Here is a 22,951-nt window from a genome sequence, read left to right on the forward strand (position 1 = left end):
GTTCGTTTCATCCTCCATGAAGTGTTTGATCTCCGCCTTCATAATGGATTCCAGGTTTTCTTTTACAAACTGAGTGACAAGATTTTCAAATAGGTTTGTGAGCTGGTTTTCTGCTATTATAGTCATGGAGTAGAGTCCCTTCTTGGTGCGTGGTAACCCCGAGGATACTCTACTTTTTTGTTCCCTGTTAAGGGGCCAAATCTTGGTACACAAACTATTGTACGTCATCCGAAATGAGTGAAAAGCTGCACTTTCGCATTTTTTCGCAGGAATACGTGCCGTTTATAGACCGTCCTCCTGGTACAGGGACGCTGGGGATCATTTTGTCAAAAGTGGAATGACTTTGTGGAGCCATGCTCCTTGCTCGTCCGCCAGCAGTGTATCCCATCCTAGACGCGAGGCTTCCAGCAGGTTGGTCTCCAGGTCATCAACGAACAGGACGCGCTGGCTTGGCCGCAATTCAGAGGCGGCATGCCTGTAGATCGGAGCATGAGGCTTGCTGACGCCTACTTGGCTGGAAATGGTCATGCTTTGGATGAAGGGTTCTACAGAAGCCAGGCATGGCATGATCCATTCCATCCGATGGTTGCTTAACAGGTGGATATCAGCGATGCGGCTCCACTCCGGCAGCAGGTTGAGCGCCGGAAGCGGGGTCAGCTTGGACCGTAGTAAGGCCCGTGCATGTCCACCGTCAATGGAAGAGCATTGCTCACAAATCCAATGCCAGAATTGTTCTTCAGTTATGGCGCCTCTCCATAATGCTTCGCTCATTTGAGCTTTGTAGCGAGAGGTTAATTCAGCATGTGTGATGACGGTATCTGATGTAAGCTCCTGCCAGAATAGCGGAGATAGATTGGCAAGCAGCACACCTCCAATATCGAGGACAAGCTGTGGTTTTGTATTCATTAGTATGGACTCCTTTGTAGCTGGGTGGCTGCGGTGCTTATTGAGGTGACTGTTGGTCAACGGAATAGCTTTATTATACAATAGTGTTACTACATGAGACATGATCGATTCTATATAAGTTGAATAAGAGATGGTGCAACAGAGTGGGCAGGGGAATGATTCTGGAGAAGTGTTAGCGCTTGTAAGAGCGCTCTCCTGTGCAGCGGCCTGTTTGTGAAACTTGTATATATGAGAACGATGGCTCGGCGGAAGGGGTTTCGAATGTGAGCATCGTGCTGCCGCAATCGTTTATAGATAAAATGAGGAGGCTGCTGGGAGATGAGTTTGATGCTTTTATCGCATCTTATCAGCGGCCGCGCAAGTATGGCTTTCGTGTTAACGGCTTGAAGCTGAGTACGGACGATTATTTGAAGCTGTCGCCGTGGGGGGAGTGGCTGGTGCCTATCCCTTGGGCTGCGGACGGCTATTATTATGAGGAAGGGGATCGTCCGGGAAAGCATCCGCATTATCATGCGGGGTTTTATTATATTCAAGAGCCTAGTGCAATGGTGCCCGCAGAGCTGCTGGATGTGCAGCCGGGCGACCGGGTGCTTGACCTGTGCGCTGCTCCAGGTGGGAAATCTACTCAACTCGCTGCCAAGCTGCAGGGCAGCGGCATTCTCGTAACGAATGACAATGCACGGGAGCGAACGAAGGCATTAGCCAAAAATATTGAACTGGCCGGTATCCGGAATGCTGTCGTTCTGAATGAAGAGCCAGCGGCGCTAGCGAATGTATTCGAAGGCTGGTTCGATCGAATTCTCGTCGATGCGCCTTGCTCTGGAGAAGGGATGTTTCGCAAGGACGAGTCTATGATTGGGGAATGGGAGCGTCATTCGGTTGCGCGATGTTCTGTCATGCAGCGGGATATTCTTAGGCATGCTGAGCGTATGCTCGCACCAGGCGGCACGCTAGTCTATTCCACTTGTACATTCTCTCCTGAGGAGAATGAGGCTCAGATTGCCGAGCTGCTCGCGGCTTGTCCCGAGCTGGATGTGGTACCGGTTCAATTGGCTCATGGATGGGCGCCAGGGAGACCGGAATGGACTAATGCCGAGGTAATTGGGAGGACGAGCAGCGAGCCGGAGCAAGAGGATGACAGAATCAACAGCATCTCTGGAACGGTGAGGCTGTGGCCGCATTTGACGGAAGGCGAAGGCCATTATGCAGCTGTGCTGCGGAAACGTCCTCAGATGGGCAGGGACGGGCGGCAAGAAAAAGCGCAAGATGAGGACGGTTTGTTGTTCACCGACACCCAGCTTAGCGGCGGGAAATCACGCGAGTATGTGGAGCATGATGGGGAGCGTCATGATCCGCGTGAGAGCGGACGCAGCACGAGTGACGGGGAGCAGCGGGAAGCGCGTGAGAGCGGACGCAGGGGCACGAGTGATGTGGAGCAGCGGGAAATGCGTGAGAGCGGACGCAGGGGCACGAGTGATGTGGAGCAGCGGGAAGCGCGTGAGAGCGGACGCAGGGGCACGAGTGATCGGGAGCAGCGGGAAGCGCGTGAGAGCGGACGCAGGGGTACGAGTGATCGGGAGCAGCGGGAAATGCGCGCGAGCGGGCGAGGCCGAGCTGCGGGAAGAGCGGAGCGCGGGGGAATGATCCGCGCTGAGGCAGGGAACCGCGGGCGGAAGGGTGCCCGCGGTGAAGGGTTGAAGCGCGCCGATGGCAGCGGCGTTGCCGGGGGTGTTGATGCCGCTGAGGCTTGGCGGCGCTTCGCGGCCGAACAGCTGGTCGGCGCGGAGTATTGGGCGGGTGAGCCGATTGCTTATGGCTCGCGCGTTTATTTGCAGCCGCCGGGCTTGCCGCGGCTGGATGGTTTGCGCGTGGTGCGGGCAGGCTGGTTCGTTGGCGAAGCCGGGCCGCACCGGTTTCAGCCGTCGCAGGCGCTGGCCATGGGGCTGCGCTGCGGGGAAGCGGCGCTGACGTTGCGGCTGCGGGCGGACGAGGAAGTGACGCTTCGTTATTTGAAGGGTGAGACGCTGCATATCGATGCGTCCCGCCTGGTTGGGCCGGCCAATGGGGACAACGGGCCGGCTTCGCATGATCAGTCAAGGCGGGAAGCGGCTCGGAACGGTACGAAAGGGAACGCGGCAAAGGGCTATGTGCTTGTTTGCGCGGACGATTGTCCAATAGGATGGGGGAAATATAGCGGGGATGGCTTGCTCAAGAATGAGCTGCCCGCTGGCTGGAGGTGGATGTAATGGCGAAGAAAATGCGGCTGGACAAGCTGCTTGCCAATATGGGCTTCGGCACGCGCAGTGAGGTGAAACGGGCGGTCAAGCAGCGACGTGTGTCGGTGGATGGCATGGTCGCCAAGGATAGCGGACTTCTGCTTGATCCTGCTGCTGCTGTTGTGCTATTCGATGATGAACGGGTTATATACCGCGATGTTATTTATGTTATGCTCAACAAGCCGCAAGGTGTTGTGTCTGCGACTGAGGATCGGCGCGACCGGACGGTTGTTGATCTGCTTGACCCTGAGGACGGGGTGCTGCAGCCCTTTCCCGTTGGCCGTCTCGATAAAGACACGGAAGGGTTGCTGCTGCTGACCAATGATGGACGTATGGCGCATGAGCTGTTATCGCCGCGCAAGCATGTTCCGAAGACTTATGAAGCAGATGTGCTCGGTGATGTCGGGGAGTCGGATGTTGAAGCCTTTGCCGCGGGCGTTACGCTTGATGACGGGTATGAAACGATGCCTGCACAGCTGTTTGTTCGTGAGCGGGAAGCTGCTGCTGAAGGCGTGCTAAGCCGGATTACGCTCACGATTCATGAAGGGAAATTCCATCAGGTGAAACGTATGTTTCAAGCAGTCGGCAAGGAGGTTGTCTATTTGCGGCGGATCGCGATGGGGCCTCTGAAGCTTGATCCTGCACTGCCGCTGGGCAATTACCGGGAATTAACGGACGTCGAACTGGAGCTATTGCTTGCCGTACGGGACGGCAATACAAGAAATACCGATTCTGTCATAAATGACGAATAGATCGATGCCTTTGTCAGCAGGGTAGAAGACTTCAAGGAGGACAACAAGAGGATGAATTATGACATAATCGCGCTTGATGTGGACGGTACACTGTTGACGGATGACCATGTTCTGACTCCTGCGGTGAGAGATGCGGTGAGGGAAGCCGCCGCGCGGGGAGCGGAGATTGTTCTATGTACGGGCCGGGGACCGTCGAATACACTGCCCGTGCTTGAAGAGCTGGGACTATCGGGCACTATAATCACTCATAATGGTGCTGCAACGGTAGATGCGGCGCGCCGCGAGGTGATCCATCAGTTCGGCTTCACAGCTAATGAGATTGCGCAATTCCGGAATTATTGCCTGCTTGGTGGACATCATTTTGACCTGAATACGGCGTTCGAGCTTATGATTGAAGGAATGACGCCGGGCGCGGAAGCGATGTACAGCCGGTATAAGGTTGGGCCAATCTGGCGTGATGCCGCCGCTGCGCTGCCTGACGGTCTTGTTAAGTTTACGGTATTCGGCGAGCAAAGCGAGATTGATTGTATTGAAGCGGATTGGAAAAAGTGGAGCGCCGGTCTGCAGTATATACGGAGCGGAGATTATTTTATCGATGTTCAGAATCGGCAGGCAAGCAAAGCGGCAGCATTGGAGCAGCTTGCGCTGGCGCGGAAGGTTAATCCAAGCAGAATTATGGCAATCGGCAATTACTATAACGATGTTGGCATGCTGACCTTCGCTGGGCTCGGCATTGCAGTTGCTAATTCGCCTGAGGCGGTGAAAGCGGCGGCCAATGTCATTGCACTGTCGAATGAGGAGGATGGGGTTGCGCACGCGCTGCGCTCCTATGCATGGTGATGTGCTTGCTTGCGGCACCTTCACGGGATGAGGGAGAGGCTTCTATATAATAGAATGCAGTATGAGAAACAGCCGAAGGGATTCTTCTCTTCGGCTGTTCCCATTATTGGCCAAGCGATGGATTAGTGCAGGATTCCGCGGGAAACGATGACCAGCAGAATGAACAATACCAGGATTACACCAGCAGAAGTAAAACCTCCATGTATACCGGACATGCTAATTCCTCCCTGTATAGTATTTCCGGCACCGTGCATCTTCTTTGATAGGGCTGATGTTTCTCGGCACTCGGTATACAGTATTGTATGTATTTTTGCCCTGTGCGATTGGACAGATGTCCCTGTCCGCAAACAATTGGGCAACCATCCCGTCTTGTATCGCAGAAGCTTGGAACAGCTGTATGAGAGACAGCTGTCAGGGAGCTTCAGCCCTCTATTTGAACCACCGAAGTCCTTTGGGGAGGTGGTTCTTAATTTGGCCGCCGCTGGCTTTGCCCCAGCCAAGCGGCAGGTCATCTACGGCGATGAGGCCCCAGCCGGAGCTGCCTTCCTGCGCGGGAAGTGTCTCTCCGCGCAGGAAGGCGGCGATCTCCGGGGCGTCAGGCCGATAGGACTGCACCCAGGCGGCGGCATGAGCCGAAACGGCGAGCGCGAGCGAATGCGAGGGCTCGATCCGGTTCGTGCGGATGTCGCCGAGGTGCAGGCCGGGGCGGGCGACCTTGAGGCCTTGCAGGTCGCTCGCCCGGATGGGGCTGCCGCTGTTTGTGTGCGGCAGCCAGTAGAGGGCGTCGCCGAAGCGCAGCGGCTCGCCGGGACCGAGGCCTGCGCCGCCGGGCAGCGCGGCGGCGCAGAAGGCATGCAGCAGCGCCATGTCTGCGGCGCTGCTGCCCCCGGCGCCGCCTGAGCTGCTGCGGCGGCCCCGATCGGCGCCGCGGTCGCGGCTGCTGTTGCTGCGGGCCTCGCGCGCTCGCAGCTTGGGTGCGGTGACGGTTTGGGCGCTGCTGCTTATGCGCTCTGCTGGCCCGTCTTCAGCTGCCGAAGCGTGCGAGCTGCAGGCATCGGCAACAACATCGCTCGGCTTGGCCTTATGAAGCACAGCGACAAAATGCCCCTCGCCCCGTGATTCATGCGGCCAAACCCGCTCTATCTGCGACACCTCGAATTCCGGATGCGCGAGACAAAATGCGTGGATCGTATCCTCATTCTCACTGCGGTTAAAGGTGCAGGTGGAGTAAACCAATCTGCCCCCTGGCTTTAGCATGATTGCGGCGTGCTCCAGAATATCCGACTGCCTGGCTGCGCACATGGCGACATGGGAGTCTGACCATTCTGCTATCGCTCCCTCATCCTTGCGGAACATTCCCTCTCCTGAGCAAGGGGCATCAAGCATGATGCGGTCGAAAAGCGCGGGGAATCGGCGGGAAAGCTCATCGGGAGCGGCGCTTGTGACAATGGCGTTGACGATGCCGCAGCGTTCAACGTTTTCGCTTAATATTTTCGCGCGGGCGGGATGGATTTCATTGGCTACGAGCACCCCTTGTCCATGCATCTTGCCGGCGATTTGTGTTGTTTTGCCGCCGGGCGCTGCTGCGAGATCCAATATGACCTCCCCTGGCTGCGGATCCAGCAGCTCTGCCGCTGTCATGGCGGAGGGCTCCTGGATATAATATAATCCTGCCGCATGGTAGGGGTGCTTGCCAGGCCGGAATTCTTCATTATAATAGTACCCTGTTGCGCACCAAGGGATCGGCTGGAGGCCGAACTGCTCGGTTAGTGCGGGAAGTATCTTATCAAGAGCTGCTGCCTTTAAAGGGTTCAAGCGCAACCCATATGTGCGAGGCTCGTTGTAGCTGTTCAAGAATGAATCTGTCTGTGATCCAAGAATGGCTTGCATATTATCAATAAAGGTTTGCGGAAGTGTGAGGCGCAACGGCTTAGACTCCTTTGATGTAACCATAATGATGGCGTACCTTATCGGTATGCCAATTTGCTGCACACCATTATATCATAATTACTCAGAAAGTTGAGTTCGTGTTCGAATAAGCGCAGGCCCGTTTATAAAGCGCTGCAATTGGATTGACTTCAGACTGCACTTTCGACCTGTAGGGATGGAAAACCGGCTTACAGAGGACGAAAAAAAACCATTCGATCACTGAGCCACGGAAAAACCGGCTTACAGAGGACGCCACCTCGCTCGATGCCCTCTGCCACCCTGTAGGGATGAAAAACCGGCTTACAGCGAACGAAAAACCCCATATCGCACACTGAGCCACGGAAAAACCCGCTTACAGATGATGCCTCACTCGCTCGATGTCCTCTGCCACCCTGTAGGAATGAAAAACCGGCTTACAGCGAACGAAAAACCCCATATCGCACGGCTGAGCCACGGAAAAACCCGCTTACAGATGATGCCTCGCTCGCTCGATGTCCTCTGCCACCCTGTAGGGATGGAAAATCGGCTTACAGCGAACGAAAAACCCCATATCGCACGGCTGAGCCACGGAAAAACCCGCTTACAGATGATGCCTCACTCGCTCGATGTCCTCTGCCACCTTGTAGGGATGAAAAATCGGCTTACAGCGAACGAAAATCCCCTATCGCACACTGAGCCACGGAAATCCAATTTACCGACGATGACTCAGAATTAGCCAAACAAAAGTCCAGTGAGCCGATAAAAAGAATAGCGCAGGCCAGGTATAAACATTCTATATATGCGGCTGCAAGTGCAAAGTGCAGAATTCAAGCTGGAAGTTATGGTTCTTTTTACAAGAGTTGAATGGTTGACTTATAATGGATATAGCAAAAGTTAGCGAGGGATCGATTCCACTGACAGAGATAGAAAGGAAGAGTCATATGAGCTTGTTTCCTGTCGGCTGGGGATTATGACGCTTGAGAAATCCGGTTTCATAGAGGAAGGCGTATTGAGAGACTATTATTTCTCAAGGAATCGATATCTTCATGGCGCGATGTTTTCGATTCTGAAGAGAGATTGCGCGGCCAGCCAACGGGATTAATAAAGATACATAACAGATGCTCCAAAGTCAGGCGTCAGCGACAGAATGGGGCATAGCGGAGGAGAGGGACAGGATGAAATGGCTGACTTTAATGGAGCATCATCTGATTAGTCTGAGGATGGATAGGGAGGATCGCAGTCTGATTGTAGAGGTTAATGATGGCGGTATGTCGCCTGAATATGTGACGGCACGGCTTCAGGCGCAGGATGTAGAGCAGCTGGTTGCTGCGCTGCTGGAATTCAATGAACGAATTCAGTCCGAAAGCTCGGGCGATTGAACTTCGGCGGAACATGTATATGCGCATACAGATGTCATGAATTCAAGATAGTGAAGGAGAGGCCGAGATGGGGCGTTTCATAGATAATGAATTAATTAAGCTTGCAGAACAAATGCAGCTTCCGGAGCGGATCGTTCATATGGACGACGTGCCCTGGGTGCCATTCGATGATGGTGCCTGCCATTTCAAGCCGCTGCGCTTTGATTTGGCAACTGGAACATGGATCTATCTGTTCAAAATCCAGCGCAACAAAACGTTAAATCCGCATCGGCATACCGGCGGCAGTGTAATCGGCTATAATCTGCAGGGCCGATGGGGCTATACAGGTCGGAATTGGGTTGCTGAGCCGGGAACATTCATATTCGAGCCGCCTGGTGATATTCATACGCTTGTTACGGAGGATGAAGAGGTGATCGCCTTGTTTATCCTTGGGGGCACGCTGCAATACTTCGATTCGGATTATGAGTTTATTGGACAGGATGATGTGTTCACAGTGCTGAAGAAATATCGGGATTACTGTACGGCCAATGGCTTGCCTATTCGCGAGGATTTGATTTATTGATGGAGGTCAAATATGACGAATGAAGCAGAGAACGCCCGGCTATCTCCTCCGGCTGATTTGCAACTGGAAAACCGATTCAAGCAATATATTATGAAATATGATGCTTTGATGGAGGATTTGCGGTTAGTGAGAGAGCTGCAGCTGCCGCAATGTTATATAGCAGCCGGCTATATTCGGAATTATATATGGGACGAGTTGCACGGCTACCAACGCAGAGAGAGGCATAATGATATTGATGTCGTCTATTATGATGCAAGCGAGCAGTCGAAGGAGCGGGACGAGGGATTAGAGCAAGCGCTGATCCAGGCAACCGGAAACGGCAAGTGGTCGGTTAAAAATCAAGCGAGGATGCATATCAAGAGCGGCGATCGGCCATACCGCTCAACTGCAGATGCACTGAGCAGATGGCCGGAGACCGCAACCGCTGTAGGAGCAAGACTGAACGGGAATGACAGCTTGGAGCTATGCTGTCCCCATGGCTTGATCGATTTGTTCGGCATGGTTGTCAGGAGGAGTCCACTCTTCATGGACACCACCTATTATATCGGGCGTGTGAAAGGCAAGGGCTGGCAGGAGCAATGGCCGCTTCTCACAATCATTGAACAATAATTTCCGCTATCGGAATGCTCTTCATCCAAGCTCTGCTGCCAGAAACGCGATGCGTTCATTGACGGATTGTGTGAATAGACCGCCGTGGTAGCAGATGACGGCTTCGATATCATAGACAGCGAGCCTGGACAGGGATCGCCTTGCTTGTTCGATATCGATACACTGCGCGGGGTCAGGCCCCAGCAGCTGTCCGTCCTGAACGACCATGGCGTCTGCCGCGATTAAGGTCTTGCTTGGCCGGTGGTAGAGGCTGATATGTCCTGGCGTATGCCCAGGTGTATCAATGACGATCAGTCCGCCGCCATAAGGCAGCTCCTCCATAGGGGCTACGATTCTATCCACCTTCGCTCTGGGCGGATTCTCAAGCACATGCTTGAATGCGCTGCGCCATTCTTCCGGTACTTCCGCCGGGAGAGCGGCCATGGCCAGGGAGATAGAAGCGGGCGTAATTTTTAACAGGGGCCGTTCTCCTTGAATGTAGGGCTGCTCCAGCCTGCTGGCCAATACTTCGATGGAAGCGGTGGATTCGGCGAGCAGCGTCGGCAGACTGCCGATGTGATCCAGATCCTGATGTGTAAGGATGATTGTGCCCAGCTTGTCAAAGGCAATCCCGGCCCTCTCCATCTCCCCGAGAATAAGCGGCAATTGTCCGGGGTAGCCGGTATCTACCAGAATCGCAGCTTCCTCATCCCAGACTAGCGCAGGATAGATTACTTCTGTTCGGCCCATCATAGAGGCTGATAATTCCAGCATCGTTATTCCTTTGGCGATATGCATCATTCTTATCCCTCATCTCGTTAGGCAGCTGTCGTCTGGACATGCCCAAATCATAACGAGACTTATACTATCAAAGGATCAGAGTATTGTAAATACGTAAATAAATTATTATAACACAAATAAATATTTTTGTCAATATAAATTTCGCAGACTTTAAACGGATAGCAGACGCACCTGGTGGAATCACAGTCCCACTAATGACGGTACAGGAAGTCTGGCCGAACGTGATAAGTCTGTTGAAGAAGAATGGAGGGCAACGATGAAGAAGATCGCCTGCATCTGGCTGTTATTGATTCTGCTCGTTGGTTGTATGAAAGATCAAGCTAATGACACAGCCAAAGGGGATGAGCCGAGCAAAACCGAGCCTGTCGTGCATGTTGTGGATACTGCCAAATTAACCGATGCTTTCGGCTTCGCCAATGCTGCGGGGGATCGCATTATTATGTCTGGGCATGAACGCTCGCAAATGGATAAGGTATCCAAGCTCAATAAGGCCATTGGCGAGAATGGGAAGGTGCTGCCGCTGCGTTTTCTGGAATGGCAGGAGGGCAATGAGAGCTCCAGTGGAAGAGATATGGCTCATAATTTCGCAAATTTAAGCGGATTTGTGTTTGCGGTGGATAAAGGATCAGCCGAGCAGGATGAGACGTACTATTTGGTTGATGGCAATGAAGTGGATGTAGAAGCGCTCCTACCTGTTAAGGGGCCGAATGGAGCCGCAGTTGCGGAAGAGGTTAAAGGAGCTGTAGCAAAGGCCAAGGACAGAGCGGTTAGCGGCATATGGAATCTCGCCGGGTTCGGCACGGGAGAACAGCTGTATTTGGCTCAGTTCGAGAGAAGAGATAAGGACATGCTGTTCAGCCTTGTTCTGAAACGGGATGAATCTCTTGTGTTTATGGACTATCCTGCAGTATTGGAAGATGAGACGTCGGTATGGCGGGTAGATGATGGCGGTGAAGTGAGCCCGGATATGTTCTCGATCCTGTTCGCGGCCAAGACAACGAGCGGGCTCGTTCTCGGGGTAGAATGGCTGGGCGCGGAAGGGACGAACGCCTTTCTGCTGCTGGAGAAAGGGAATCAATTCAAGGAATCGGAATTCCGTTATTATCGGTACACCTATCCAATGTAGCAGCTGCACACCGATACTAGGAGGAGTAGTCATATGGATGAGCTGATGGAGGAGTTATTGAGAGGCTATACGGATGAAGCGATTGATACGATCGACGCCGTTCCGTTCGGTCTCACCAATTATTCACGCATTGTGACGATTGACAAGAAGAAGTATGTAGCCAGAATCTATGATCGCTATTCCAAAAGCCTGGACAGGCTGAACGATGAAATTCGGTTGCTTGACTATTTGGAGGACTGCTCACTAAGCTTTGATGTTCCGGCATTTCTGCCTGCACGCGATGGCGAGAAGTATAGCCGGCTCTCGAACGGTCAATATGGAACGATGGTTCGTTTCATCGAGGGCGAACCGCCTGATCTGAGCCTGTCGGCGCATGTAAGCGAGTATGGGAGAAGCATCGGGGAGATTTCCGCCGCTCTTCTGAGCTTCTCTCAGCCAGTGGAACAGCAAGAACAGGGGCAGCAGCTGCGATTCTATCTTCTGAATAGTCTGCACCCGTTAAGCAATGAGCAATCGGTTGATCAATTTGTCCAGCATCCTCCGTTCGAGATTGATCGCGGGCAGCTCCTTATCTTCGTTCAAAGTTTGAGCGAGGTGCGGAGCTCTACGGCCTGGTTTGAGCGTTTGCCGATGGGGCTCGTGCATCATGACCTGTTGATCTTCAATCTGCTGATAGGCAGTGACGGGAAGATGAAGGGCATATTGGATTACGATTTTGCCTCCTATGATGTTCGGGCCCTTGAGCTCGCGATCTGCATCAATCATTTGCTGCAAGCACGGGACGGCTCTCTGGCTCCAGTGAAGCTTTTTGTCCAGGAATACAGGCAATTTATTACGTTGACGGCGGAGGAAATGGAGAGCATCCCGCAGCTTATGCGGATGTACTACACGGCATTGCTCTGCATCTATATCGGACAGTATGATTCCGGAAGGGATATCGTCCAATATTTTGCCTTTATCCTGAATCAATTGGTCACAAGAAGGGATTGGCTGAAGACGAATGAGCAGGAACTGATCGCTATTCTGAAGGGCAGGGGATGATCGCTTATGAGAAAATGGGGTTTGACGGCATTCCTGTTATTGACCGCCGGGATTTTATTGCTGGCAGGCTGCTCGAACGAAACGGAGACCACGCCCGCAGCGAAGGCCGATAACGTGGCAGACGGGAGCGGTAACGAGCAGAACAAAACCGCTGGTATGCCTGCCAAAGGGCAGGATGAAGCCGCTGGGCAGCCCGACAAGGACAAAACCGTTGGTCAATCGGACAATGGACAGGACAAAGCCGTTGATCAGCCTGCCAAAGTAGCGGATAAAGCCGTTAGTCAACCCGCCATTGGGGAAGTGGCCCCAGCCGCGCCGGCTTTTGATGTCCCGAGCGATGTGCTTGACAAGGTTACGGAGGAGATGAAGGGATTTATAGCCCTGATCCGGGACAAGAAGATTGAGCCGCTGCTGCAGAAAACGATTGCGCTTAATGCTGAATACGGGCCGGAGCTTCACGATATCGGGAAGGATGGCATAGAGCGTGCCCTGGCTGGACTGGAATATGAGATCGATCTTGACAGTATCGAGGCCCGGTTAGCGAATGTTTCTTCTTCTCATGAGTCGGGGATGTATCAGCTTGGTTTTTCGATTCACGGTACCAAAGATGGCAAGGCGGCAGCATTCACAGATTTGGAAGATATGATCCATATGACGTATATTGCAGCTGCGCCTTTAACATCTTCATCATCTATAACGCTGAACTGGAATTACTTCAGGTATTTTCCCTACAACGCTGGACTGCTGAATGCCTACATCAATGCAATTAAGGCAAGAGACACGGCAAAAATTGCCGACGTGATGACAGTAGACGATCTCATCTACACAGAAGCTAAAGCTAAAAAAATAATAGCGATGTATGATTTGTTTTTCGACCGGGATCTGGATTCCCTAAGTGTGGCCTACAACGGTGATTGGGAATATGTCATTCAAGATGCTCATAATAATGCCCATAAGGTTGCTATTATTTTCGGAGACGGACTCATGGGAATTGTTGATGAATTTGCGCCGAGTGCCTATAATTAACGTGGTGGTAATATGTCTTTATAGCTGTTAAGATAGGATGAAAGTACCGATCATGCAAACGTTCTTGAGCGAGCAATCTTCGTTTGCGGCTAAATAATGTGACACCGGGTTGGAGATGAAGGGAACTCATGGCGGAGAATAATACGGTTAAACAGATGATTGACATTATGTCCCGGAGCGGATGGCGGATAACGGAGCAGCGCCGGACTTTGGCGGAGATTTTTGCGAAGAGTGACGGCTATTTATCACCCAAAGATGTCTATGACCAGATGACCAACCAATATCCTAGTGTAAGCTTCGATACGGTGTATCGCAATTTGCGGCTGCTGAGCGAGATGGGGGCACTGGAGCAGTTTTATTTTATGGATGGCGGTCTGAAATTCCGTGGAAGCTGCCTGTCCCATCACCATCATCATTTGATCTGCATCAACTGCGAGAAGACGCTCACCTTCGACTATTGTCCGATGGAGCAAACGTTGGAGCTGCCGGGCAGCTTCAAAATCGTCAATCACCGTTTCGAGGTGTACGGTGTGTGCGAGCAGTGTCAGAATGAATCCGGCAAGGATGTTTAGAGGGCGACGAGCCCTCTTTTTTTATGCCTGCGTAAGGGGAGCACATTAGGGTGTCCCGACGATGGATATAATAGTAAAATAATCCTTGACACACCATTTGTGGTAGATTACGATACGAAATGTATCGTATATCATTGTAAATGGAGGAGAGTTGCACATGAAGCATAATGCCGGAAAAGGGAGGACAGCACTGCGATTCAGAAGGTTTATGGCGTGTCTGCTGGTGGCGGTATCGTTAGTGTTGACCATTTCTCAAGGAGCCGCGATGGCAGCAGAAAATTCAGCGGCTTCAGTAACAGGGGGACTGAAAGCTCCGAATGATGCTTTTAGTTTCGGCTATGTCGTTAGTTCATATATGACTATTCTAGCGGATCCAGGTTATGTTGATGTCCCGGTATTTCGTTGGGGCAATATAAGAGGAGAGGCTCGAATCGATTATAAAACGGAGGATATTACAGCGATCGCGGGAATTGATTACACTGCGACCAGCGGAACACTCCTATTCGGAGACGGGGAATGGAAGAAAATCATTCGGGTTCCGCTTAGTTATGAGAACTGCTGCGGTGATCGAATGTTTAGGCTCAAGCTCTTCGATCCTGTTACGCGAAAAGTTCAAACCTTCATCGATTTTGAGATTTTAAGATCCGGTCCGGATGAGAGCTATCCCAGCATTTTTTCTGTATTTAGCGGGCCCTGCATGTTTTTTCATTGGGCTTCCGGGTGTTCAACGTTTAACGAGGGTCAGGATGTGTCATTCCGTATTTTCCTTACCAAGCCTACAACAACCAGAGCGACTGTAGATTATACGATAACCAGTGATTCTGCGACTGCGGGAGCGGATTATACAGGGCCTACAAGCGGTACGGCGGTGATTGAGAGCGGTTTGTCGGAGACGGAGGTTATTATCCCTCTAGTTCTTGACGGTATTGAAGAAGGTATGGAGTCGCTTACGATCACGCTCTCCAATCCTACTGGCAATACGAGTCTGGAATGGGAGAATGAAATCAGTGCTACGGTTGAAATTAGGGATATGCCAGCTCCCAATGTCGTGAATTTTAAGCAGCCCGTTTATTACGTGATCGAAGAATCCGGGTGGGCAGAGGTTGAAGTGGTGCGTGAAGATACGAAGGGGGAGTATTTTGTCGAATATTTAATATTCCCGAATACGGCGATCTATGATAAGGATATTAAAAGAAGCGACTCTATCTATAATAGAGGCTACAGAGGTTCTTTCATATTCGAGGATGGACAAGCGAGTGCAAAATTGAGAATTGAGCTTGTCGATGATGCGTTGAAGGAGTATCGGGAATCGTTCGGGGTTGTGCTGTTCTCAGACTATGGCCTTATTCGATCGAGCGATATCTATATGACTGAGGTTGTTATTTATGATAAGGATCATTTGCCGAGCAGCTAGCAGTATACGTTCGGGGGATTGATGACGAAAGAGGGACTTATGAGCTTCAGGCCGGATGCAGGGTTTGAAGCTGCGTAAGTCCCTTATTCATGTGCACAAGGGAAGTACGGATGGTAGCAAAGCGGAGGAGAGGGGTTGACAGAAGAGACGGCATGCGGGTATTCTTGATTAATAGTAATTATTACATTTAAAATCCGGTTCATTCGAGCCGGGTTTATTGTTTGGTGTTTAATCGTAAAATTTACTAAAGTAAAAAAGAGGTGCTTACAATGAACGGACATCAATTGCCTGTCACCGTATTGAGCGGTTATTTGGGAGCGGGGAAAACAACGGTGCTCAATCATGTGCTGAACAATCGCGATGGGCTGAAGGTCGCGGTTATCGTGAATGATTTGAGCGAGGTTAATATGGATGCCGAGTTGATCAAGGATGGCGGCGGCCTGTCCAGAACGAATGAGACGCTGGTAGAGATGTCCAACGGCTGCATCTGCTGTACGCTGCGTGAGGATCTGCTGCGGGAGGTGGAGCGGCTCGCCAAGGAGAACCGGTTCGATTATATTCTGATCGAATCAACGGGTGTAGGCGAGCCGATTCCAGTCGCGCAGACCTTCTCTTACATCGATGAGGAGCATGGCATCGATCTGACGGCGTTCTGCCGTCTGGATTGCATGGTTACAGTAGTTGATGCATACCGGTTCTGGCATGATTATTCATCAGGCGAGACACTGCTGGATCGAAGTCAGGCGGTAGATGGGGCAGATACACGCGAGGTGGTCGATCTGCTCATTGACCAGATCGAATTCTGTGATGTGCTGCTGCTGAATAAATGTGATATGGTGGATGAGGAAGAGCTTGCCGAGCTTGAGGGTGTGCTTCGCAAGCTGCAGCCGAGGGCGAAGCTCATCCGCACGGAGCGGGGTAATGTGGCTCCGGCTGAAATTTTGAACACAGGCTTGTTTAATTTCGATGAAGCGAGCGAATCTGCAGGCTGGATACAGGAGATGGAGAAGCCTGCCCATACGCCGGAGACGGAGGAATATGGCATTGCCTCCTTCGTATACGAGCGGAACAAGCCTTTTCATCCGGAGCGGCTTATGCGCTGGATGCAGGATTGGCCGGCCGAGATTGTCCGCGCCAAGGGGACGGTATGGCTTGCGACGCGGCATGCGCATGCGCAGAGCTTGAGCCAGGCAGGGCCATCCATCCAATTCGGCCCAGCCGGCTATTGGATCGCAGCGTTGCCGCAGGAGGAGCAGACGGCTCTGCTGCAGGAGGAGCCTGAATTGACCAGGACATGGCATCCCGACCATGGCGACCGGATCAACAGGATTGTCTTTATCGGTATTGAGATGAATCAGCCGCAATTGACCGCCAGTCTGGATGCCTGTCTTCTGAACGATGCAGAGATGAAGGGAGACCTCAGCCTGCTGCGGGATGAATTTCCGAATGCGGTCGGGGAACCGGAGGAGGTTTTGCACTAAGCTCGCGGCAGTGACGGGGGAAGAAGCCTGCGAATGTGCATGAATTTTGGTTACAAGGCGCCATTTTGGTACAATTCCTGCGATCGTGCATGAATTTAAGGAAGAATCGGCCGATAAGGGGAAACAAAGGTGAAATTCCTGCACTCTGGCAGGCATTTCACCTTTGTCGGGCCAAAAACTAAAAATAAATGCCGTTTCGCATGTTTTACCTCGCTCGCATCTCGCATGTCTCGGCGTTTGAATTGCGGGTTATCCTCTGGCGAGGATTGCGTCTACAGTCTGATTATCGTTCATGTGAGCAGGTTGATTGACCCCCATTATTCAGCGAAACACCGCATGCTGGCAGCTGATTGCGAACAAGCAGGACACCGATTCAGGAGGTTGGACGTTCAGTGGAAATTGAAGTGTTGAGGTGTATCTATGATAATTATCCGGTCTGAAATTGAGATTGAAGCGCCGATCGAAATATGCTTCGATTATGCCAGAGATATTGATATCCATACGAGAACGGTATGGAAGCATACGAGAGAACGCGCAGTCGCCGGAAGAACGAGCGGGATGATTGAGGCTGGGGAAGAGGTTACATTCGAGGCAACGCATTTGTTGGTCCGGCAGCGGCTAACCTCAAGAGTTACTGCTTATAAGAGGCCGCTTTATTTTGTGGATGAGATGGTATCCGGAGCCTTTAAGAGGCTGAAGCACTCGCGGGAGTTTACTGCCAGGCAGGATGTGACGATTATGAGGGATGAACTGGCGTTTGAGGCGCCATTCGGAATGATCGGACGGCTTGTGGAGCGTCTTGTATTGAAACGGTATATGGCCCGCTTCATTCATGATCGTAATCGGCAGCTGAAGCTGTTGATTGAACAATCATACAAGCCGCTCGCGCAGCCATAGCCGATAGACCGCATACACCAAGCCCAAGAAAACGGCATATAATCCGATGACAAGGATTGCGTTAGCGGTACTGGACAACAGATTGCTGCCAAGATAAGAAATAACGAGCATGATCGGGATTTTGCCAAGTGCAGATGCTATGGCGTATGTAGCGGTTCGAATGGACAGAAAAGCAGGATAAATATTGACAAGCGTCTGAGGGAAGAAAGGAACCAGTCTCGCCAGAAAAATCGCCAGAAATGGACTCCGCTCCATCATCACAGCCATTTTCTCCAACTGCTTGTACCGGGACAGGTACGTTCTGCCTCGATTGCGGGCATATTTGCGCACCCACAGATAAATGAATACAGAGCCGATTGAAGCTGCGCTCCAGCTGAGGAAGGCTCCAAGCAAAGGGCCGTACATGAGGCCGAGAGCGACGATGACGATTTTATACGGGATGATGGGGAAAATAATCAGGCACAGCGCGAATAGAAAAATGAGCAGAGGATGAGGCTGGCCCGTCACAAGCCATTCCAGCAGCTCATCCTTATATAGCAACAATAAAGCGACCGATAGAGTGTAGATGATAATGGAATGCCACAGCTTCATGAGGTTCTCCTTCTGCTAGAGTGGTAAGTGAAAGGGCAGGAATGTCCCTTAATCATTGTACTTCACAATGATATTCACTGCTATATGGTGGAAGAGAGAAGCAGCTATTGATAAAAGGTTCAGAACATATTATACTAAAAATGTAATTTATGGAATGAACAAATGAGCGTATGAGAGAGGAACAGGTGCCGGAGGAATATGAAGTAGTCATCTTACCCTTACGAAACAGTGAATAGCCGAAAGACTGAGGTTATTTGTGCACAGGACGAGAACGCCATTCCCGATTCCGAGGATGGTATGTTTGCGATGTGTTGTTTCTGGAGTAGGATTACGAGTTCATATTTCTATTAGTGGACGTCTGTGCCTCTTTTTTGTGCTGGACTCGCAGTCCTCTTCAGATCGATTGATTTCTACGAACTGGGGAGGCTTGATTGTATGACGGAAACGTATATGATAGCAGAGCAATTGCAAGTATATATAGGGGATCGATTATTGTTCCGACAGCAGGACAGGTGGCAGGTTGAAGCAGGTGAGCGAGTTGGTGTCGTTGGCACGAATGGCGCGGGCAAATCAACGCTGCTAGCGGTGCTTGCCGGGAGGCTGGAGCCTCATCAGGGCTATGTGAAGCATCTGGTCTCTCATTCGGAGATGCTGCAGATGACTGGAAGACGCGGAGGCGAGCAGATGGATCCCTTTGAAGGGGATGCCACTGACACGCGTAATGAACTGAAAATGGCGAAACGCTGGAAGGCCCGCCAATCTGCTGCGGATATTGAAGCGCACGGGAGCGGAGGCGAGAAGACCAGACAACGTATCGCCGCTCTGTTCGGACGAGAAGTCGGTCTGATCCTGGCAGATGAACCTACGAGCCATCTGGACCAAGAGGGGATTGCCTTGCTCCAGCAGGCATTCAGGTCGTATAAGGGGGCGGTTGTACTTGTCTCGCATGATCGGGATCTGTTGGATGCGGTCTGCACCTCTATTATGGAGATTGATGAAGGACAGCTGACGCTCTATCACGGCAACTACACTGCCTATCAAGATGAGAAGGCGGCTAGACTGGCCAGAAGGCAGTTCGAATATGAGCAGTATGCTTCGGAGAAAGCCAGACTGGAGCATTCGCTGCATGAGTTGAAGCAAAATGCGAGATCCCGTAAGTTGAACCCATCTCATATGAACCCTATGGAGGCCAAACGGGGTCAAGATCAGAGGGGCACGAAGCAAGCAAAGCTGGACAAATTCGCTAAGTCGATAGAGCGGCGCATCGAGAAGCTGGAGGTGAAGGAGAAGCCGCGAACGAGCGAAGTACCGTTGTTCGATGTCAACGCCCACCAGCCTTGCCGCAGCAAACATATTATTCAGCTTGAACATGTAAGTGCGGGTTACGGTGACAGAAAGCTTATTGCCGATATTAATATCAAGATAAGGCCGGGGATGCGAGTGGCCATTATGGGAGCCAACGGATCCGGCAAGACGACATTACTAAAGATGATAGCAAGCGGGGCCCATGGGGTTAAGCTGTCGCCCAGCTGTAAAGTCGGATATTTCCGCCAGGATCTGTCGCTCTTTGATGATGACAGCTCTGTGATCCACAATGTGCTGGCGGCTACCCATTATGAACAGTCGCATGTGCGTACCGTTCTGGCGAGAACGTTGTTCAAGGGAGAGGACGTGCACAAGCGGATCCGTGATTTAAGCGGCGGAGAGCGAGTGAAGGCGGCCCTTGCTATGCTGTTCCTTGGTTCTTACAACACGTTGCTGCTGGATGAACCAACGAATTACTTGGATATTTTTGCGCGGGAGCAATTGGAGGAGGCATTGAGGGCTTATCCTGGGACGATCCTCATCGCTTCGCATGACCGGAGGTTGATCCGGACTATTGCTACGCATACCTTGAGTCTGGAAAAGGGTCACTGGTCGTGGACAGAAGGTGCCGAGGCTGGCCTGGTGGAAGGAACTGCCAGTAACAGGACTGATAGCAGCCGCGTATCGTCTGCAGCAGCGATGCAGGAAGAGAGGGAAGTCGCAGGCAGACGGCTTATTCTGGAGCATGAGCTGACAGAGGTCGTTTCGCGTTTATCTACGCTAAGAAAAGAGGATAAACGGGAAGAGTTGGAAGCGAGGTTCCAGCAGCTGCTGGATGAATTGAGAAGAAAGAGTTAAGCTGAGAAACGCGGCAGCACAAGTGGAAGTCTAGACATGGAAACATGCGCTAGACTTCCACTTTTTTTATATATGCATGTTGCTGCTAATTGTCTATGAATCTTATTATTTGTTACGTGGGAGGATTTTCAGAGTAATGATATTAAAATGCTTGATATTCATATTGGAGAAAAAATATAAATGGATCAAACTGATTTCGTTTTACAATCATCAGTCCAAAATCCATTGAAAGGAGGCATAAGATTCTTGCCGCTCTAAAGCAGATTCCAACCGGAGCATTTCAAGGTATTGTTGAAATAGACGAGACCTACTACTTTCTCTACTCGGAAAAAGGGAAAGCGGAATAATGCCGAACGTAAGCCACGTAAACCTGGCGTTTATTCTTGTTAAGCTTACGGACAGGGTGCTGACAGAATATAACTTATGCTAAAATAAAGGAGAACAAGATATGGAGGGATGGTATTGTCTGAGGATTTTTATTGCGACGAGGTATTAAGTGGTCATACTTCTGTACAGAAAGTATTTGAGAGTGATAACGTTCTTGCATATCATCATACTCGCCCTTTTTACCCCGTTCACATTGTTACGATTCCAAAGAAGCACATCTCGTCACTTCTAACACTGGAACAATGCGACAATGAACTCTTAATTGAGTTGATGGATGTTGTTAAAAAGGTGGCATCACAAGTGCAATCTGAGTATGGAGCTTGCAGAGTGCTGACTAATTTAGGGAAGTACCAAGACTCAAAACATCTTCATTTTCATGTCTTCTACGGCGAACCATTACGCTAAACGTAATTGCTTTGCTTTCTGACTAACTGGGAACGTTAGCTCAATAAACCGCCTTTTTTCACCAAGGCGGTTTTCTTATGGTCAAATATCAACATTAGAATTTAACATAGACTGTGCGAAAGAAATATGGATTTATTTGACGTGAGTACACAGGAGTTCGTCTCAGAGAGATGTGTTTTTGTGAATTCTGCGTGAGTATTGCCATGGGTGGAATCTACACCTCATTGGGATGAGTCAAATCAGACATCGCCGAAAGTAATCAAAAAGAAGATACGATTAAAGCGATTCAGATTGATATTTATTTAAATGTATTGTTATCAAGAAGGGTGAAAATTCCGAACAATATTCCAATGTTATATTTCATCAGGAATATTATTCGTCCATTGATAAGGAAGACTATGAATATTATTTAGGTTTTACTAATAAGAATTTGTTTCTTATTAACTTATTGGATGCAGTTAAAAAAAGGTCCGAGGTATCATTAATGGAATAGGTTATTGAGTATACTTTTGAGGTGATAGAATGTTTCAAATCAAGTCCTTTTTGAAATATCCCCAAAGGAACATCACTGATCTGGATGATGTTGTGAAACTTCCTGAAAAGTATTTCGTGGAAATGACTGATTTGGTGGCATTGAACGGGATTTATAATCAGCTAGATTTTATGTATCTGGATGGTGCGATAATAATTAAGTACTGCGACAAGGAATTGGTCGGTTTTAGATTATGGGATTTAGTAGCCCATTTATGGGCATATATTGTGAATGTAATAAGGGATTTCATGCGAATAGGAGAAGGGAGTACATATTTTCCGGATCAACCAGTAGAACTGAGGCTTCAAAAGGTATCTGAACATTTATTGTTATTCTCAGTTACTGGCAGCGAGATTGTTAAAATTGTACTGCCCAGAGATGATTTTTTACTTGCGCTACTCGACGGGGCAGAACAGTTTTTCGCTTGTATGAGTGATACATTTAATGCCAAATGTAATTATTCAAATGAATTGAAAGAAATAATGGAGTTAAAAGCAGCTATAGGCTAAACTCAAGGGACAAAACCCAACGTAATAGTAGTTGTGGTTAAAGTATTCCAAAGTCGTAAGTTACTGCACTGGCATCAACATCCCAACTATACATTCCCAACACAATAATGTAAGATTATCTCACATATAACATATTGGAGGCTTTTACAAAGATGAATGAGATAGTGTTGGCGAAAGTATCTGCGAAGCATGCTGATTTGGCTTATTTGATTGGGAAGCTGGATGAAGAGCTGTTGGAGCGTTATCCGGGCGAGGAGATATTCGGAATTGATGTGGAGGATCCGAAGATCGAGGAAGCGGTATTCGTGGTTGCTTATCATAACGGGAAGGCAGTAGGCTGCGGCGGAATCCGCCCGTTGGATCATGAGAGCACGGAGCTGAAGCGGTTCTACGTGGATCGTTCTGTTCGAAAGCAAGGAATCGCCCAGCGGATTCTGGACTTCGTTGAGGATGCGGCCAAGGAACTGAACTACAGCATCCTGAAGCTGGAGACAGGGGCTCCGCAATTCGAAGCGGTTCATTTCTATAAAAAGAATGGTTTCTACGAGATTGACAGATTCGGAGAATATGCGGATTGTCCCTCAAGTCTCTGTTTTGAGAAAAGATTGCCGCAGCCCTAATTGAATAGTCTGAAGCTGGCGGCGTATTTCGGAGGAATTCGGGATGCGCCGTTTTTTTGGAAATAAGGATAGGATTCGTTAGAGCTTCCAATAGTGCTATAATTAGAATATACAAAATGCACTATTAGCTGAACGGGAGAATGAACAACCAAATGGGGCAGGGAATTCCCCCAAC

Annotated in this window: 22 protein-coding genes and 2 pseudogenes; 18 read left to right on the forward strand and 6 right to left on the reverse strand. The window is 50.4% G+C overall.

Features of this window, described 5'->3' with window-relative positions; translation table 11 throughout:
* Together K0T92_RS25690 and K0T92_RS19525 are read right to left on the reverse strand one after the other, a co-directional pair.
* Positions 1 to 126 (reverse strand): annotated as a pseudogene (locus K0T92_RS25690) (IS256 family transposase); the annotation flags it as partial.
* 192 nt (positions 127 to 318) lie between these two features.
* Entirely contained in the window at positions 319 to 906 is a 588-nt protein-coding gene (locus K0T92_RS19525) for an HAD-IA family hydrolase (protein ID WP_219874166.1), read from the reverse strand.
* Between the two features lie 263 nt (positions 907 to 1,169).
* Here K0T92_RS19525 and K0T92_RS19530 point away from each other — a divergent pair, with 263 nt between their 5' ends.
* Genes K0T92_RS19530 through K0T92_RS19540 form a run of 3 tightly spaced genes read left to right on the forward strand, consistent with a single transcriptional unit; the run spans position 1,170 to position 4,774 of the window.
* Positions 1,170 to 3,152: an RsmB/NOP family class I SAM-dependent RNA methyltransferase gene (locus K0T92_RS19530; RefSeq protein WP_219874167.1), complete on the forward strand. Its 1,983-nt coding sequence runs from the start codon at positions 1,170 to 1,172 to the stop codon at positions 3,150 to 3,152.
* On the forward strand, positions 3,152 to 3,934 hold the full coding sequence (locus K0T92_RS19535; RefSeq protein ID WP_219874168.1) for a pseudouridine synthase: 783 nt from the start codon (positions 3,152 to 3,154) through the stop codon (positions 3,932 to 3,934). The genes K0T92_RS19530 and K0T92_RS19535 overlap by 1 nt, the downstream gene beginning before the upstream one ends.
* Before the next feature lie 51 nt (positions 3,935 to 3,985).
* The gene (locus K0T92_RS19540) at positions 3,986 to 4,774 is read left to right on the forward strand and encodes a Cof-type HAD-IIB family hydrolase (protein ID WP_219874169.1); all 789 of its coding nucleotides are present in this window, start codon (positions 3,986 to 3,988) and stop codon (positions 4,772 to 4,774) included.
* A gap of 122 nt (positions 4,775 to 4,896) precedes the next feature.
* Here the strand turns inward: K0T92_RS19540 and K0T92_RS19545 are convergent, their stop codons facing one another.
* Positions 4,897 to 4,989, reverse strand: a complete 93-nt coding sequence (locus tag K0T92_RS19545; RefSeq protein ID WP_219874170.1) for a dihydroorotate dehydrogenase — start codon at positions 4,987 to 4,989, stop codon at positions 4,897 to 4,899.
* A 214-nt stretch (positions 4,990 to 5,203) separates the two neighbouring features.
* On the reverse strand, positions 5,204 to 6,664 hold the full coding sequence (locus tag K0T92_RS19550; RefSeq protein ID WP_246628296.1) for an RsmB/NOP family class I SAM-dependent RNA methyltransferase: 1,461 nt from the start codon (positions 6,662 to 6,664) through the stop codon (positions 5,204 to 5,206).
* A 1,193-nt stretch (positions 6,665 to 7,857) separates the two neighbouring features.
* On the opposite strand from K0T92_RS19550, the gene K0T92_RS19555 reads away from it, so the two are divergent.
* The 3 genes from K0T92_RS19555 to K0T92_RS19565 all read left to right on the forward strand — a co-directional run bounded on the left by K0T92_RS19555 (position 7,858) and on the right by K0T92_RS19565 (position 9,232).
* Positions 7,858 to 8,061 (forward strand): hypothetical protein, encoded by a 204-nt coding sequence (locus tag K0T92_RS19555; RefSeq protein ID WP_219874172.1) that lies wholly within the window; start codon positions 7,858 to 7,860, stop codon positions 8,059 to 8,061.
* A 67-nt stretch (positions 8,062 to 8,128) separates the two neighbouring features.
* Positions 8,129 to 8,623, forward strand: coding sequence for a 2,4'-dihydroxyacetophenone dioxygenase family protein (locus K0T92_RS19560; protein WP_219874173.1), 495 nt, complete (start codon positions 8,129 to 8,131; stop codon positions 8,621 to 8,623).
* A 12-nt stretch (positions 8,624 to 8,635) separates the two neighbouring features.
* The gene (locus tag K0T92_RS19565; RefSeq protein WP_219874174.1) at positions 8,636 to 9,232 is read left to right on the forward strand and encodes a nucleotidyltransferase family protein; all 597 of its coding nucleotides are present in this window, start codon (positions 8,636 to 8,638) and stop codon (positions 9,230 to 9,232) included.
* Between the two features lie 21 nt (positions 9,233 to 9,253).
* On the opposite strand, the gene K0T92_RS19570 is transcribed toward K0T92_RS19565, so the two are convergent.
* Positions 9,254 to 10,009, reverse strand: coding sequence for an MBL fold metallo-hydrolase (locus tag K0T92_RS19570; RefSeq protein ID WP_219874241.1), 756 nt, complete (start codon positions 10,007 to 10,009; stop codon positions 9,254 to 9,256).
* A gap of 259 nt (positions 10,010 to 10,268) precedes the next feature.
* Between K0T92_RS19570 and K0T92_RS19575 the strand changes: the two genes are divergently transcribed.
* The 7 genes from K0T92_RS19575 (at position 10,269) to K0T92_RS19605 (ending at position 17,569) form a co-directional block, all read left to right on the forward strand.
* Positions 10,269 to 11,138, forward strand: a complete 870-nt coding sequence (locus K0T92_RS19575; RefSeq protein WP_219874175.1) for a hypothetical protein — start codon at positions 10,269 to 10,271, stop codon at positions 11,136 to 11,138.
* 33 nt (positions 11,139 to 11,171) lie between these two features.
* Complete coding sequence (locus K0T92_RS19580) at positions 11,172 to 12,179, forward strand: phosphotransferase enzyme family protein (RefSeq protein WP_219874176.1); 1,008 nt, start codon at positions 11,172 to 11,174, stop codon at positions 12,177 to 12,179.
* 6 nt (positions 12,180 to 12,185) lie between these two features.
* Positions 12,186 to 13,205: a hypothetical protein gene (locus tag K0T92_RS19585; RefSeq protein ID WP_219874177.1), complete on the forward strand. Its 1,020-nt coding sequence runs from the start codon at positions 12,186 to 12,188 to the stop codon at positions 13,203 to 13,205.
* Positions 13,206 to 13,333: 128 nt separating this feature from the next.
* Positions 13,334 to 13,777 (forward strand): Fur family transcriptional regulator, encoded by a 444-nt coding sequence (locus K0T92_RS19590; protein ID WP_219874178.1) that lies wholly within the window; start codon positions 13,334 to 13,336, stop codon positions 13,775 to 13,777.
* Between the two features lie 157 nt (positions 13,778 to 13,934).
* Positions 13,935 to 15,191 (forward strand): Calx-beta domain-containing protein, encoded by a 1,257-nt coding sequence (locus K0T92_RS19595; protein ID WP_219874179.1) that lies wholly within the window; start codon positions 13,935 to 13,937, stop codon positions 15,189 to 15,191.
* A gap of 269 nt (positions 15,192 to 15,460) precedes the next feature.
* Positions 15,461 to 16,672, forward strand: coding sequence for a GTP-binding protein (locus K0T92_RS19600; protein WP_219874180.1), 1,212 nt, complete (start codon positions 15,461 to 15,463; stop codon positions 16,670 to 16,672).
* 420 nt (positions 16,673 to 17,092) lie between these two features.
* Positions 17,093 to 17,569 carry an SRPBCC family protein gene (locus tag K0T92_RS19605; protein WP_219874181.1) on the forward strand — a complete coding sequence of 159 codons (477 nt, stop codon included), beginning with the start codon at positions 17,093 to 17,095 and terminating at the stop codon, positions 17,567 to 17,569.
* Here the strand turns inward: K0T92_RS19605 and K0T92_RS19610 are convergent.
* Positions 17,543 to 18,160, reverse strand: coding sequence for a TVP38/TMEM64 family protein (locus tag K0T92_RS19610; RefSeq protein ID WP_219874182.1), 618 nt, complete (start codon positions 18,158 to 18,160; stop codon positions 17,543 to 17,545). The genes K0T92_RS19605 and K0T92_RS19610 overlap by 27 nt on opposite strands.
* 450 nt (positions 18,161 to 18,610) lie before the next feature.
* On the opposite strand from K0T92_RS19610, the gene abc-f reads away from it, so the two are divergent.
* The 5 genes and pseudogenes from abc-f to K0T92_RS19635 all read left to right on the forward strand — a co-directional run bounded on the left by abc-f (position 18,611) and on the right by K0T92_RS19635 (position 22,776).
* Positions 18,611 to 20,323, forward strand: coding sequence for a ribosomal protection-like ABC-F family protein (gene abc-f, locus K0T92_RS19615; RefSeq protein WP_425517669.1), 1,713 nt, complete (start codon positions 18,611 to 18,613; stop codon positions 20,321 to 20,323).
* A gap of 233 nt (positions 20,324 to 20,556) precedes the next feature.
* Positions 20,557 to 20,698, forward strand: a pseudogene (locus K0T92_RS19620) (IS1595 family transposase); the annotation flags it as partial.
* Positions 20,699 to 20,779: 81 nt separating this feature from the next.
* The gene (locus tag K0T92_RS19625; protein ID WP_219874184.1) at positions 20,780 to 21,115 is read left to right on the forward strand and encodes an HIT domain-containing protein; all 336 of its coding nucleotides are present in this window, start codon (positions 20,780 to 20,782) and stop codon (positions 21,113 to 21,115) included.
* A gap of 522 nt (positions 21,116 to 21,637) precedes the next feature.
* Positions 21,638 to 22,156: a hypothetical protein gene (locus K0T92_RS19630; protein ID WP_219874185.1), complete on the forward strand. Its 519-nt coding sequence runs from the start codon at positions 21,638 to 21,640 to the stop codon at positions 22,154 to 22,156.
* Between the two features lie 152 nt (positions 22,157 to 22,308).
* Complete coding sequence (locus K0T92_RS19635; RefSeq protein ID WP_219874186.1) at positions 22,309 to 22,776, forward strand: GNAT family N-acetyltransferase; 468 nt, start codon at positions 22,309 to 22,311, stop codon at positions 22,774 to 22,776.
* The last annotated feature ends 175 nt before the right edge of the window (positions 22,777 to 22,951 follow it).

This window comes from Paenibacillus oenotherae (genome assembly GCF_019443105.1).
Taxonomy (GTDB): domain Bacteria; phylum Bacillota; class Bacilli; order Paenibacillales; family Paenibacillaceae; genus Paenibacillus_Z; species Paenibacillus_Z oenotherae.

What these genes read in the sequence shown, in the direction of transcription:
- K0T92_RS19565 (WP_219874174.1), top strand. Translation starts at nt 8,636, where the DNA reads ATGACGAATGAAGCAGAGAACGCCCGGCTATCTCCTCCGGCTGATTTG.
- K0T92_RS19625 (WP_219874184.1), top strand. Translation starts at nt 20,780, where the DNA reads ATGGTATTGTCTGAGGATTTTTATTGCGACGAGGTATTAAGTGGTCAT.
- K0T92_RS19560 (WP_219874173.1), top strand. Translation starts at nt 8,129, where the DNA reads ATGGGGCGTTTCATAGATAATGAATTAATTAAGCTTGCAGAACAAATG.
- K0T92_RS19580 (WP_219874176.1), top strand. Translation starts at nt 11,172, where the DNA reads ATGGATGAGCTGATGGAGGAGTTATTGAGAGGCTATACGGATGAAGCG.
- K0T92_RS19555 (WP_219874172.1), top strand. Translation starts at nt 7,858, where the DNA reads ATGAAATGGCTGACTTTAATGGAGCATCATCTGATTAGTCTGAGGATG.
- K0T92_RS19550 (WP_246628296.1), bottom strand. Translation starts at nt 6,664, where the DNA reads ATGCAAGCCATTCTTGGATCACAGACAGATTCATTCTTGAACAGCTAC.
- K0T92_RS19610 (WP_219874182.1), bottom strand. Translation starts at nt 18,160, where the DNA reads ATGAAGCTGTGGCATTCCATTATCATCTACACTCTATCGGTCGCTTTA.
- K0T92_RS19600 (WP_219874180.1), top strand. Translation starts at nt 15,461, where the DNA reads ATGAACGGACATCAATTGCCTGTCACCGTATTGAGCGGTTATTTGGGA.
- K0T92_RS19605 (WP_219874181.1), top strand. Translation starts at nt 17,093, where the DNA reads ATGATAATTATCCGGTCTGAAATTGAGATTGAAGCGCCGATCGAAATA.
- K0T92_RS19570 (WP_219874241.1), bottom strand. Translation starts at nt 10,009, where the DNA reads ATGCATATCGCCAAAGGAATAACGATGCTGGAATTATCAGCCTCTATG.
- K0T92_RS19585 (WP_219874177.1), top strand. Translation starts at nt 12,186, where the DNA reads ATGAGAAAATGGGGTTTGACGGCATTCCTGTTATTGACCGCCGGGATT.
- K0T92_RS19525 (WP_219874166.1), bottom strand. Translation starts at nt 906, where the DNA reads ATGAATACAAAACCACAGCTTGTCCTCGATATTGGAGGTGTGCTGCTT.
- K0T92_RS19535 (WP_219874168.1), top strand. Translation starts at nt 3,152, where the DNA reads ATGGCGAAGAAAATGCGGCTGGACAAGCTGCTTGCCAATATGGGCTTC.
- K0T92_RS19630 (WP_219874185.1), top strand. Translation starts at nt 21,638, where the DNA reads ATGTTTCAAATCAAGTCCTTTTTGAAATATCCCCAAAGGAACATCACT.
- K0T92_RS19635 (WP_219874186.1), top strand. Translation starts at nt 22,309, where the DNA reads ATGAATGAGATAGTGTTGGCGAAAGTATCTGCGAAGCATGCTGATTTG.
- K0T92_RS19540 (WP_219874169.1), top strand. Translation starts at nt 3,986, where the DNA reads ATGAATTATGACATAATCGCGCTTGATGTGGACGGTACACTGTTGACG.
- abc-f (WP_425517669.1), top strand. Translation starts at nt 18,611, where the DNA reads ATGATAGCAGAGCAATTGCAAGTATATATAGGGGATCGATTATTGTTC.
- K0T92_RS19545 (WP_219874170.1), bottom strand. Translation starts at nt 4,989, where the DNA reads ATGTCCGGTATACATGGAGGTTTTACTTCTGCTGGTGTAATCCTGGTA.
- K0T92_RS19595 (WP_219874179.1), top strand. Translation starts at nt 13,935, where the DNA reads ATGAAGCATAATGCCGGAAAAGGGAGGACAGCACTGCGATTCAGAAGG.
- K0T92_RS19575 (WP_219874175.1), top strand. Translation starts at nt 10,269, where the DNA reads ATGAAGAAGATCGCCTGCATCTGGCTGTTATTGATTCTGCTCGTTGGT.
- K0T92_RS19590 (WP_219874178.1), top strand. Translation starts at nt 13,334, where the DNA reads ATGGCGGAGAATAATACGGTTAAACAGATGATTGACATTATGTCCCGG.